The sequence below is a fragment of the Komagataeibacter intermedius TF2 genome, assembly GCF_000964425.1.
Taxonomy (GTDB): Bacteria; Pseudomonadota; Alphaproteobacteria; order Acetobacterales; family Acetobacteraceae; genus Komagataeibacter; species Komagataeibacter intermedius.
In genome coordinates, this window is the sequence record NZ_BANF01000050.1 from 50,972 (window position 1) to 63,558 (window position 12,587).

At 62.6% G+C, this 12,587-nt stretch carries 9 protein-coding genes; 2 read left to right on the forward strand and 7 right to left on the reverse strand.

The window, feature by feature from the left end; translation table 11 throughout:
• Nucleotides 1-82: 82 nt before the first annotated feature.
• The 3 genes from B7449_RS09340 to B7449_RS09350 are packed head-to-tail and all read right to left on the reverse strand — an operon-like array spanning nucleotide 83 to nucleotide 5,232.
• Nucleotides 83-2,305 carry an EAL domain-containing protein gene (locus tag B7449_RS09340; protein WP_039736807.1) on the reverse strand — a complete coding sequence of 741 codons (2,223 nt, stop codon included), beginning with the start codon at nucleotides 2,303-2,305 and terminating at the stop codon, nucleotides 83-85.
• A gap of 43 nt (nucleotides 2,306-2,348) precedes the next feature.
• Complete coding sequence (locus B7449_RS09345; RefSeq protein ID WP_048883585.1) at nucleotides 2,349-4,550, reverse strand: putative bifunctional diguanylate cyclase/phosphodiesterase; 2,202 nt, start codon at nucleotides 4,548-4,550, stop codon at nucleotides 2,349-2,351.
• A 25-nt stretch (nucleotides 4,551-4,575) separates the two neighbouring features.
• The gene (locus B7449_RS09350) at nucleotides 4,576-5,232 is read right to left on the reverse strand and encodes a hypothetical protein (RefSeq protein ID WP_039736808.1); all 657 of its coding nucleotides are present in this window, start codon (nucleotides 5,230-5,232) and stop codon (nucleotides 4,576-4,578) included.
• 262 nt (nucleotides 5,233-5,494) lie between these two features.
• On the opposite strand from B7449_RS09350, the gene B7449_RS09355 reads away from it, so the two are divergent.
• Nucleotides 5,495-6,064, forward strand: a complete 570-nt coding sequence (locus tag B7449_RS09355) for a recombinase family protein (RefSeq protein WP_039736809.1) — start codon at nucleotides 5,495-5,497, stop codon at nucleotides 6,062-6,064.
• A gap of 308 nt (nucleotides 6,065-6,372) precedes the next feature.
• Here the strand turns inward: B7449_RS09355 and B7449_RS09360 are convergent, their stop codons facing one another.
• Nucleotides 6,373-7,437, reverse strand: a complete 1,065-nt coding sequence (locus B7449_RS09360) for an SDR family oxidoreductase (protein ID WP_039736883.1) — start codon at nucleotides 7,435-7,437, stop codon at nucleotides 6,373-6,375.
• 110 nt (nucleotides 7,438-7,547) lie between these two features.
• Between B7449_RS09360 and B7449_RS09365 the strand changes: the two genes are divergently transcribed.
• Complete coding sequence (locus tag B7449_RS09365) at nucleotides 7,548-7,964, forward strand: winged helix-turn-helix transcriptional regulator (RefSeq protein WP_039736810.1); 417 nt, start codon at nucleotides 7,548-7,550, stop codon at nucleotides 7,962-7,964.
• An 84-nt stretch (nucleotides 7,965-8,048) separates the two neighbouring features.
• Here the strand turns inward: B7449_RS09365 and B7449_RS09370 are convergent, their stop codons facing one another.
• The 3 genes from B7449_RS09370 to B7449_RS09380 form a co-directional block, all read right to left on the reverse strand.
• Nucleotides 8,049-9,635: an efflux transporter outer membrane subunit gene (locus B7449_RS09370; protein ID WP_039736812.1), complete on the reverse strand. Its 1,587-nt coding sequence runs from the start codon at nucleotides 9,633-9,635 to the stop codon at nucleotides 8,049-8,051.
• On the reverse strand, nucleotides 9,632-10,819 hold the full coding sequence (locus tag B7449_RS09375) for an efflux RND transporter periplasmic adaptor subunit (protein WP_039736814.1): 1,188 nt from the start codon (nucleotides 10,817-10,819) through the stop codon (nucleotides 9,632-9,634). The genes B7449_RS09370 and B7449_RS09375 overlap by 4 nt, the downstream gene beginning before the upstream one ends.
• Nucleotides 10,819-12,587 (reverse strand): efflux RND transporter permease subunit (locus B7449_RS09380; RefSeq protein ID WP_048883582.1); only part of this gene is annotated, 1,769 nt, incomplete at its 5' end. The genes B7449_RS09375 and B7449_RS09380, both read right to left, overlap by 1 nt.

Below are 12,587 nucleotides of genomic sequence, written 5' to 3' on the forward strand. Positions count from 1 at the left end.
ACGGGATTTCCGGGTGATCGGTGCCGTGGGGCGGGCTGCCGGGGTATAATGTTTCCCCGGCAGGCAGTCGCGTTACGGGTGGTCAGGACTGGTCCTGATCGGGCTTTCTGGTCATGGCGGGCATGAGCAGGCGGGGCTGGCGGGCCCATGCTTCCAGGTCGGTGGCCGACATGGGGCGGGCAAACAGGTAACCCTGCAGCACGTCGCAGTGCAGGCTTTCCAGCAGGTCGTACTGCGCTTCCGTTTCCACCCCTTCCGTCACGACCGTCATGCCCAGCCGGTTGCCGATCCCGATGACGGCGGTGGTGACGGCCTGTGCATTCGCGTCGTGTTCAAGGTTCATGATGAAGCTGCGGTCGATCTTGATTTCCGTCAGCGGCAGGCGGGTCAGGCGCGACAGGCTGGAAAATCCGGTGCCGAAGTCATCCATGGACAGGCCGACCCCCAGCTTGCGGATGGCGGCGAGGACATTCATCGTCTCCTCGCTTTCCTCCATCATCACGCTTTCGGTAATTTCAACCGTCAGGCGTTCAGGCGCCAGCCCGTATTTTTCCAGCAGCGCGGCAATCATGGGCACAAGGCCACGGTTGTGGAAATGCGCCGCCGACAGGTTGACCGACACGACGGGTATGTGCACGCCATCGCGTTCCCATGTCACGATCTGGCGGCAGGCTTCCTCCAGCGACCACCGGCCGATCGCCTCGATCTGTCCCGTCTCCTCCGCCACGGCAATGAAGCGGGAAGGAAAGATGTTGCCCAGCGTGGGATGGTTCCACCGCGCCAGGGCCTCCACGCCATATATCTGCCCCGTGCGGGCCTCGATCTGCGGCTGGTAATGCAGGTTCAGCAGTCCCTTGGACAGGGAATCCCGCAGCGCGCTGCCCAGAACAAGCCGGTCCTGCGCATCCTTGCTGTCGATCGTGCTGACCAGCCGGTAGCTGCCACGCGCCTCCTTCTTGGCCTGGCGCATGGCCACTTCGGCATGGCTGATTAGGGATTCACCATCCGGCCCGTTTTCGGGAAAGGTTGCGATGCCCGTGCTGAAGGATGCGGAAAGCTGGTTGCCCGCGACATCCAGCGGGCGCTGCATGGCGTTGATGATGGTCTTGGTAAAATCGACCGCCATATCCGCCGTGGCGTTGGGAATGACAATGACAAAGTCATCCCCGCCCGAGCGGCTGAGGACATAATTGCTGCGACACAGCTTTTTCAGCCGTTCGGCAATGACCTTCAGGAATGTATCCCCCTGCACATGTCCCAGCGCGTCGTTGATGTCGCGGAAACGGTCAAGGTCCAGCAGCAGCACCGCGAAGTGGTTGTCGCCCGGCTGGCTGATCATGTTCCGCAGTACCTTGTGCAGCGAGGTGCGGTTGAGGAAGCCGGTCAGCGGATCGTAATTCGCCAGTTGCGAGATATGCTGCCGGGCTTCGTACTGTTCGATCACGACACCGCAGAACGGCACGGCGCCCGACACGATCTTCCGTGGCCATTCCGCGACCTTGTGCTGGTTGCGCGAATACAGCGCCAGAATGCCCGATATCTTCCCGTTGGGCGCCCTGATGGCCGACGCCCAGCAGTCATGCAGCCCGAGCGAGATCCCCAGCGAGCGGTAGCTTTCCCATACCACCGAACTGGCTTCATCCAGGTCATTGGCCAGCGCGGTGATGTCGGCTTCCGTCAGCGTCATGTGTTCCAGCGCCGTTGCGAACCGGCGCGGCAGCCCTGACCCGGACAGGATCTGCAGCGTATGTTCCGGCGTCAGTAGCATGAGCACGGCGACGGAATTGGGCACGAATTCTTCCACGCCATCACAGACCAGGTCGGCAACGTCCTGTATCAGCATGTCACCCGAAAGGGAGCGGAAGACCGTGTTCTGCAGGTCCAGCAGTTTCCGGCGGTGGCTTTCTTCCGTGACCCCCTTCATGAAGGCCATGTAGTAGCGTTTCCTGTCCGGCCCGATCAGCGCGGTTGAAATGGACATCTCGGCCGAGACGTAATCGCCGCTCTTGCTTTCGAACGTGATCTCGCGCGATGTGCCGACAATGCGGTTGATGCCCGTTTCGCGGTTATGCGCGATGAAGCCGTCATGCCGGCTGCGGTATTCCGTCGGCACCAGGCATTTGACATTGCGGCCCATGACCTCGGCTGCCGTATATTCCCACAGCTCTTCCGCCGCATGGTTGAAAAAGACGATGCAGTTCCTGTCATCAATGATGATGACGCCGTCGCGCGCCTGTTCCAGCATGTCCATGCAGATGCCGGAATTGACATTATCTTCTGTTACGGGGAAAACTTCCTTACCCATCTCCGCACCTTTTTTATTATGACTGTATGAATCTGTTCAGTTTTTATATGTCACGCTGCTGTTCCTGCCGGTCACGGACCCAGCGCGCCAGTTCGGTGGCGGCCAGCGGTCGGGAAAACAGGTAACCCTGCATCACGTCGCACTGCAGGTTTTCCAGCAGCGCCTTCTGGGCTTCGGTTTCGACACCTTCGGTCACCACCGTCATGCCCAGCATGCCGCCCATGCCAACCACCGCCGTTGTCAGCGCCTGTGCATTGGCATTGTGTTCAAGGTTCATGATGAAGCTGTGGTCGATCTTGATTTCGCTCAGCGGCAGGCGCGCCAGCCGCGACAGGCTGGAAAATCCGGTGCCGAAGTCATCCATGGACAGGCCGACCCCAAGCGTGCGGATGGCGCGCAGGACCGCCATCGTGTCCTCGTTTTCATCCATCATGACGCTTTCGGTAATTTCCAGCGTCAGACGCTGCGGCCCGAGGTCGTGGGCGTCCAGCATTCGGGAAATGGTTTCGGGCAGGCTGCGTTCACGGAACTGCCCGGCGGACAGGTTGACCGCAACGGTTGGCACATGGACCCCGTCGCGTTCCCATGCCACGATCTGGCGGCAGGCTTCCTCCAGCGACCATGTGCCGATGATTTCGGTCTGGCCGGTATCTTCCGCCACGGCCATGAAGCGGGACGGAAAGATATCGCCCAGAAGCGGATGGCGCCACCGTGCCAGCGCCTCCACGCCATAAAGCTGCCCTGACCGCGCGCGCACCTGCGGCTGGTACTGCAGGTGCAGGAGCCCGCGCGCCAGCGTTTCACGCAGCGCGGGTCCCGCCAGCAGCCGCCCCCGCGCCGTGCCGTGCCCGGCGGGTGTGGCGATGCGGCAGGTGCCGCGCGCGGTTTCCTTGGCCTGCCGCATCGCGGTTTCCGCCAGCCCGATCAGGGATTCACTGTCCGGCCCCGTATCGGGAAACATGCTGATCCCTACGCTCAGCGATGGTGTGATGTGATTGCCGCTGACATTGACGGGCTGCGCCAGTCCGTCCAGCAGGGTCGCGACACGGGTCATCGCCTCATCCTGAGGGGTTTCGGGCAGGACGATAATGAACTCATCGGCGCTGGAACGGCACAGGACATGGTCGTGGCGCGTGAGCGCGCGCATGCGGGTGGCCAGTGTTTTGAGCAGCACGTCACCATTGGCGTGCCCGAGTGCTTCATTGATGTCACGGAATCGGTCAACGTTGAGCACCAGCACGGCAAACTGGTGGTCCCCCGGCTGTCCCACCAGTTTTTCAAGGACATCCTGCACCGCGGAACGGTTGAGGAAGCCGGTCAGCGGATCGTAGCTGGCCAGTTGCGCGATATGCTGGCGGGCTTCGTACTGTTCGATCACCACGCCGCAGAACGGCACGCACCCGCTGACAACCGTTTCCGCCCGGTCGGATACCGGACCGGGATTGCGGAAGAACAGGGCGAAGATGCCCGTCACCTTCCCCGCAGGTGACACGGTGGCCATGGCGCGGCAGTGATGCAGCCCGAGCGAGAGGGCTAGCGAGTAATAGCTTTCCCACACCATCGCCCCCGCGCGGGACGGGTCACGGGCCAGGATCGCGCGGTCGGCCTCCGGCAGGGTGACGTTTTCAAGGGCAGCGGCATACCGGCGCGGGAACCCCGCACCTGACAGGATCCGCAGGCGCCCGTCGGGGTCCACCAGCATCAGCACGGCGGCGGTGTCGGGCACGAAGGTTTCCGTCTCGCGGCAGATCAGGTCGGCCACGTCCTGGATCGTCATGTCGGTTGAAAGGGCGCGAAATACCGTGTTCTGCAGGCCCTGCAGGTTCTGGCGGTGGCCATCGCCGGTCATGTCCTTGATGGTGGCCATGTAATATTTCTGGTTGTCGGGCCGCAGCGTGACCATGGACAGGGCGAGTTCACCCGCCACGTACTCCCCTGCCCTGTTTTCAAACCGGATTTCGCGCGATGTGCCGATAATGGTGTTGATGCCGGTGCTGCGGTTGCGATCGATGAAGGCATCATGGTCGGCGCGCATGCCGGCAGGCAGCAGCATGCTGACATTCTGCCCGATCACATCGGACTGCGCATATCCCCACAGGTTTTCGGCCGCGGCATTGAAGAAGACGATCCTGTTGCGTTCGTCAATCACCACAATGGCGTCCGCCGCGCCATGCATGACCTGCAGCGCATTTGTTCCGGATAGGGAATGATGGGGACGGAGGAAAAACGGCGTGTTCTGGTTCATGTCCATCAACAGTGTTCAGGAATTTCTATTTTTTCACGACAATGCAGATTTCATGCGTTTCCCCGGCCGGATAATGGCGGAGATACAGCGGCGCACCGCCCTGCTGTCCGGGTATGGCCTCGCTGCATTCATCGGGCAGGCCACAGACATTTCCCAAAAACCGGACCACGGCCCATGCATTGCAGTCCAGCGTGGTCGAGGCGCCACTCAGCAGTCCGATCAGGGTGATGTCGGTATCGGCATCATAGGTGACGCTCAGGCTGGCGACATCGCGGAAGGTGATGGAGATGGTGCCCGGGGCATCCTCCTCCAGCGTGACATCAACCAGCAGCAGGCCGGAATCCGGTAGTTTCGGGCCAAAAATCAGGCTGCCCCCGCCCGCCTTGACCGCAATGCGCACCCACAGGATATGAAGCGTGCCGGAACTTTCAAATTCCATCGTGCCGCCACGCAGCACGTAGTCACGCTGGCAGCTGGTGGCAATATCGCTCAGGGAGGCACGCAGCCATGCATCCGGCCCGACCACCAGACGTTCGGATGCATGGTGGTGGGTGTGGAATGCCGATGCATTCCGCGCGACCTCCACCAGGGCATGCCGCAAGACAAAAAAACCACCGCGAATTTCCTGATCCGTATCCCGACTGGTCAGGACTCGATGTTCATCATCCGTTCGGCGTCCCATCAATTATATTATCCTGATTTCGCAAAAGTCTTAATGTTTCGATAATTTTGGGCTTATACATATATTGCAATAGTAATGCAACTCATTTCGACCCTAGGGAATAAATGCTTTTTTAATTGAATGCTGGGAATTTATTCCTTAGTTCTTTACCATTCCATGAGAAGGAAATGGGAACGTCTTGTGACGTCGCTGCAATGTCTGTTCAGTTGTTCGATTTTTGACTACATATGTAATTGAATTTTAATTGTGATCTGAAGATAAGATGCTGATCGGTTATGCGCGTGCAGGGACGGACGAGTGCACCCTTGAGGAGCAAGTGTGGCATTTGCATGACGAAGGCTGCGAAACCATTTACGAGGACCCCCTGCCGGAGGAAGAAAAGGAACGTCCCGGGCTGACGCGCCTTTTGCAGGCCGCCCGTACGGGCGACATCATTATCGTCTATCGCCTTGACCGCCTTGCCCGCTCGACACAGCACCTGCTGGAAATCGCGGAAAGCCTGCGGCAGAAGGGCGCGGGGCTACGTTCCATCCGCGAACCGTGGGCGGATACGACATCGCCCGAAGGCCGCATTGTCATGACGGTATTTGCGGGGATCGCGGATTTTGAACGCGCGCTGATCCGCGAACGCACGGCGGCAGGCCGCATGCAGGCCCGCCAGCGTGGCATCCATATGGGACGCCCGCCCAAGCTGACCCAGGCGGATAATGCGGAAATATACAAGATGGCAACGCAGGACGGCCTGCCCATTGCGGACATTGCCGAACAGTTCAGCGTGCACAAGGCGACCATCTACCGCATCATTTCCAAGTTCCGCAGTGAAAATGGCTGAATCTATTCTAATATTCCGCCTGTAAGCAGGCGTTATCTGGCGACGCCTTCCGAAGCTTCCCGAAAAAAGTTTCGCCAGAAACGTCCTTGATGACGGCTGGATATGTTCCGGACAGGCTTTTCAGGAAAAACCTGCAAAAACAGGGACCGGTCCCGCACGCCGTTTTTTGCGGAAAGACAATGCTCCCCTGAAGCCGCTCATGGTCCACGGGCTGCATGGAGCAGATGTGCCCGTCACCGAAACAGGCGGGCGCATCCGGGCAAAGCTGGCAGGCTGTCCCTGCGGTGCAGGAACCACCGCCCGCGCGGTCAGGGAATATAGCGTTCGGCGCGCAGGCGGTCGAACAGGTCGAAGAAGGAATCAGGCGTGTAGCGATAGCCGGTGAACCCGAGTTTGCGGCTCAGGCTCATGTCGGTCACGCATTCGACGGGGCGGCCCAGATCGGCATCCGTGTGCCATGGCGACGCCAGCCGGTTCAGCGCTGCTTCCCGCAGGCCATGCCGGTGGGCGATGTCCGCCCATTGTGCGCCCTTGTCCGCCAGCATGTGTTCCAGCGACGTGGCGTGACCGGGATAGGGTGCGGCGTCAATGCCGAACCATGCGGCCAGTTCGCCCCACAGCCATTTCCAGCGGAACACGTCGCCATTGACCACATTGAACGCCCGGTTGTGCCCGGCGGGGCTGCTGGCCGCCCACAGGATCTGGCTGGCAAGCTGGCGGGCGTCGGTCACGTCCGTCAGGCCGTTCCACTGCACGGGCGATCCGGGGAAAACGAAGGGCAGCCCCGTTTCGCGGCACAGCGTGGCATAGGCCGCCAGCGTCGTGCCCATGTTCATGAGGTTGCCGATCGCATACCCGATGACCGTATGCGGGCGATGGACCGTCCATGCAATGCCCAGCCGGTCCGCGGCCTCGAACAGGACATCTTCCTGACTGTAATAGAAATTTTCCACCGCCAGCCGTGGCATGCTTTCACGGAACGGCGTCTGTGGCGGCGCACCCTGCGCATAGGCTTCGAACGGGCCAAGGTAATGTTTCAGCCCGGTCACCAGACTGGCATGCACCAGCGCGTGCGGGCGTGGCAGGGTGGCAAACACGTTGCGAAGCATCGCGCTGTTGGCAATGCAGTTTTCACGTTCGCTGTCGCGCCGTGTCCATGTGGTGAAAAAGACATGCGTCGGTACGATACCGGCCAGCGCCGTGCGCAGGGATTCCGGGTCCAGCGCGTCGGCCGCGACGGGTATTATTGTACCGGGCAGGTTTTCCGTCCGCCGCGCCAGGCCGTAAACGCCCCAGCCCTCCGCGACCAGCCGGTTGGCAAGGTTCTGGCCGACAATACCTGTCGCACCGATGACAAGCGCCCTGTGGGACATCTTTTCCTCCATGAAGGGTGTGGGCTTCACACGCTGTCGGGTAACGCCATAAAAGACAATCCGGCACCTTTTCGTGCCCTGGTCACCTGAACGTTCCCGTGAGGCCGCCCATGGATATCGCCCCCCTGCCCGACATCTACCGCCATGCGCCATTCGCGCAGGACTGTGCCCCACGCCGCCTGCTGCGGCTGTTTTCGGGCAAATGGACCACCATGATCGTGCATACGCTGCACCTGTGTGGCGGCGCATCGCGCCCCGGCCAGCTTCAGCGCGCCCTGCCCGGTCTGTCGAAAAAGATGATGACCCAGACCCTGCGCGATCTGGAACGGATGGGACTGGTGGACCGCAACATCATGCAGGTCATGCCGCCCGTGGTCGAATACCGGCTGACGGCGCTGGGACAGCGTTTTGTCGAACCGCTGGAAATGCTCTACCGCTGGGGCGCGCAGCATGCGGCGCTGCTCGATCAGGTGGACCGCAACATCGCCGCCGCACCCGCACCCGCACCCGCGCGCGACGCATCCTGATGGCGCGTGGGCCCGGACGCTTCAGGGGAATGCCGCCCCTGTAAGACAGGCGGCACCCACGGAAGGCTGCCCTGGTGCGGCCCCTTACTGCCCCATGGCGGGGGACAGCACCGGCTGCGTCAGGTTGTCGTCGGGGTCGGGGCCGTGGCTGTGCGGGGCAGGCACGCCGCCCACGGGCGGGGCGTTGTGCAGACCGGAATACTGAAGCGGATCAACCCCGAACACCTGATTGGGCGCGGGCAGGCTGGCGGCGTCCCATCCCCCGCCACATCCACGGATCAGGCCGACCTGCGCCTGCAGGTACCGGGTCTGGATTTCCGCCTGCTGTATGCGGGCGTCCAGCGTGCTGACCTGCGCGATCAGAACGTCAAGATACGTGGCAAGTCCGCCCTTGTACAGGTTCATGGTAATGTCCTGTGTCTCGCTGGCAGCACCGACGGCGGCGCGCAGGCGGCCGTTTTCGCCATCCAGCCGGTTGGTGCGCGACAGCCCGTCCTCCACATCGCGAAACGCGTTGAGGATGGTGACACGGTAATGGTCGCGGGTTTCACGGTAGGCGGACCAGCTCTGCTGTAGCTGCGCGCGGCGCAGGCCGCCCTCAAACACCGGCATGGTCACGGTCGCGCCATACGACCACATGGAATTGGCAAGGTTGGCGAGGTTGAAGCCATTGTCATCAAACCCTCCGTTCATCTGGAACGACACATGTGGGTAGAACGCGGCGCGCGCTATGCCGATGGCCCGGTTGGCCTGCGCCATCTGGCGTTCGGCAATGGCAATGTCGGGCCTGCGCTGCAGCAGGGCCGACGGCAGGGGCGCGCGCAGCGCGAAACGGGTGCCGTTAAGGTGCGGATCCGCCGCGATATGGAATGACGACGGGGCGACGTTGACCAGAACGGCCACGGCGTGTTCCATCACCTCGCGCTGGGCCTGGATGTCCAGCAGGCGGGCCTGCGTGGTGTACAGCTGGTTCTGCGCGCGCGCCACATCCAGCCGTGACGCGGCCTGGTCCACCAGCCGTGTCTGGGTCACGCGCAGGGAGTCCTGGTAATACCGGATCGACTGGGTATAGATCGCCGCCTGCGCATCCAGCCCGCGCAGGGTGAAATAGTCACTGGCCAGTTCGGCCTGCAGGCTCAGCCGCGCCGCGGCGTATTCCGCCGCCTGTTCCTGCGCATAGTCTTTCTGCAACCGCACCCGGTTGCGGATGGAGGACCAGAAATCCGGTTCCCACGATGCCATGCCGCCATAGAATTCATCGGAATCCGTGATCGGCCCCTTGTAACGGAACAGCCGCTCGGCCGAGCTTTTGTTGTTGCTGCCGCCAAAGGCCACGCCAAAATGCGGCAGCAGGTCGGCCCGGGCCTCGCTTACGATCGCGCGTGCCTGCAGGAAACGTTCGCTGGCGGCCTGCAGGTCGCCGTTATGGGCCATGGCGGTGGTTTCCAGCATGTCAAGCTGCGGATCGGCAAAGCTTTCCCACCACTGCGCGGGAATGGCGTCATCCATGGGGCGGGCCACGCCAAACGGGGCCTGCCCCTGCCATGTGGCGGGAATGATGTAGTTCGGCGCATGATAGGCCGGGGCCAGGTCGCATCCCGCCAGTGACAGCAGCGACATGGCGCACGCGCCCCCCATGCCGGCGGCGCGGCGGATGGTGTGTGCCATCATTCATCGTCCTTTTCATCGGTATCGCTGCTGTATCCGGCCACGGGCTGGACCACGCGCACGCTCTCGCCCTCCAGCAGGTCGGCGGGCGGGTTGTCGATGATCCGGTCATCGGGGGATATGCCCGACAGCACCTGCGTCGCCCCGTCGCCCATGCGGCCCACGATGATATTGTGGAAATGCGCATGGTTCTGCCCATCCACCACGGCCACCTGCATGCCGTGTTCCTGAAACACCAGCGCGCCGGTGGGAATGGTCTGGTGCGTGGCCTGTTCGGGCGCGGTCAGGGTGACGGCGGCGAAGGTTCCGGGCCACAGGGCATGGTCGGTATTGTCGATCACGAACTCGCTTACGCTGGTGCGGGTGTCGGGGTCATAGCCGCCCGATACGGTCAGGAACTTCGCCTCGAACCGGCGGTCGGGGAACTGCGGCACCTGCACGCTGGCCTGCAGGCCGGGCTGCAGGATGTAGGACATGTTTTCAGGGATCGAGACGAACAGACGCATCTGGTGCGTATCCGCCACGCTGAACAGTTCACTGGCCGCACCCGTGGCATTCAGGTTGCCGCCGCCTTCATGCACGTAGTCGCCCACGTTGATGTCACGCTGCGTCACCACGCCATCAAACGGTGCGACAATGATCTTGAAGCGTTCAAGGGCGGCGTAGCGGTCAAGGTTGTGGCGCGCGGCCTCCAGGTCGGCGGCGGCGGATTTCTCGTTCGCGTCCTGCACGGAAACGGACTGCCCCGACACCGCCTGTGACTTGCCCATCAGCCGCCAGCGCTGGGCCGTCACCACCGCAAGGTCGTATTTCGCCTGTGACGACTGCAGGTCGGCCTGCGCCTGCGCGAACTGCGCATCAAGGCCGGGGGTGTTGATTTCGGCCAGTACGTCGCCCGTGGCCACCCGCGCGCCGTAATCCTTGTACCACATGCGCACGTAACCGGACGCCTGCGGGTAAATGGGGGCCTGGTACCATGCCTCGATCGTGCCGGGCAGGTCGAGGCTGACATGGCGCGCCTCGCGCCGGGGCGAGATGACCATGACATCGGGCACGGAGGCGACAGTGGCCTCCCGCCGCAGGGCGGCTGCATGCTGCACGCGTCCGACCAGCAGGTAACCGCACCACCCCACGACAACGGCGGCACCGGCCAGCATGACGACTTTTCGGTTTTTCTGGGTGGACATCAGTTCATTTCCTCCCGGATGCGGGATGGACGGTTGTGCAGGATTGCGTAAACACACGGCACGAACAGAAGCGTGGACACGGTGGCCACCAGCAGCCCGCCAATGACCGCGCGGCCCAGGGGCGCGTTCTGGGAATTGCTCATGGCCATGGGCACCATGCCGATCACCATGGCCAGCGCGGTCATCAGCACCGGGCGGATGCGGCCGTAGCCTGCCTCCAGCGCCGCGCGCAGGGCGTCGCCATGTTCCTCGATCCGTTCACGGGCAAAGGACACCACCAGGATGGAATTGGCCGTGGCCGTGCCCATGCACATGATCGCCCCCGTCAGCGCCGGCACCGACAGCCGCGTATGCGTCAGGAACAGCGCCCACGCGATACCCGCCAGTGCGCCCGGCAGCGCGGTGATGATGATGAACGGGTCCAGCCATGACTGGAAATTGACCACGATCAGCAGGTAGATCAGCAGCACCGACACCACCAGCCCGAACACCAGTTCGACATAGGCATGGCGCATGGTTTCGGTCTGGCCGCGCACCACCACGGCGGCGGTGGACGGCACCCTGTCCCGCGTCTGGTCCAGCACGTGCTGCACGCCGGTTGTCACCTGTCCCAGATCCGCGCCCTCGGCGGAAACATAGATGTCAACTTCCGGCATGGAGTTGAAGTGCGAGACCTGCCCCGGCGTGCCGGTGGCGCTGACATTGCTGATACCACCCAGCAGCTGCATGTGCCGCCCCTGCGGGTCGCCATCGCCCTTGTCCACCGGAATGGTCATGAGGTTGTTGAAATGCGTCAGCTGGTCCTGTGACACATACACGTTCAGCGGGAAGGTGATGCCCGTGGCCGGGTCCAGCCAGTATTGCGGGTCCACCGTCTGGCTGCCCGACAGCGTCATGAGTTCGTTATTGGCAAGGTCGGCTTCCGTCATGCCGGTGGCCTGCCCGAACGTGCGGTTGCCCTGCACGAACAGCGTGGGCGTTTTCATGGTCTGCTGGATCACGACATCGGCTGCCCCCGGCACGCCGCGCAGGCGGTTTACCAGCAGGCGGGCATAATCGTAATTGTCACGCAGGTCCGGCCCCGAAATCTGGATGTCGATGGGCGAAGGCGACCCGAAATTCAGGATCTTTGCCGTAAGGTCCGCAGGCTGGAAGGTGAACACGGTGCCGGGAAACCGTGCCGACAGGTCATGGCGCAGGATGGTGCGGTCGTCCCACACGGGTGTTTCCTCATTTTTAAGTGCAATGGTGATGTCACAGTCCTGCGTGCCGATGGTGGGCGTGGGAATGAAGGCCTGGTTATGCGCCCCTTCGGGCAGGCCGCAGTTTTCGATCATGCTTTCTACCTTGCCGGGGAACAGGGCGTTGATCCGGTCTTCCACCAGCGACGCCTCGCGTCCCGCCACCTCGATGCGGGTGCCAAGGGGCGCGCGCATGTGCATCTGGATCGTGCCCGACCTGGTTTCGGGAAAGAAATCGCGTCCCGCGATCAGGTACAGCCCCAGAGAGCAGACCGAAACGCCCAGGAACACGCCAACAAAGCGCCTGCGCCCTGCAATCGCGCGTTCCAGCACGCCCGCATACCCTTCGCGGAACGTGTTGAACCCGCGCTCAAACGCCTGCTGGAAGCGTTCGGGCAGGCGCCTGGGGTATTGCAGGTTGTGGACCTGCGGCTCGCAGTGGTGGGAATCCCCATGTCCCGCCACGCTGTGGCCGGCCAGCAGGTATTTGGCCATGGTCGGCACCAGCGTGCGCGACAGGATGAAGG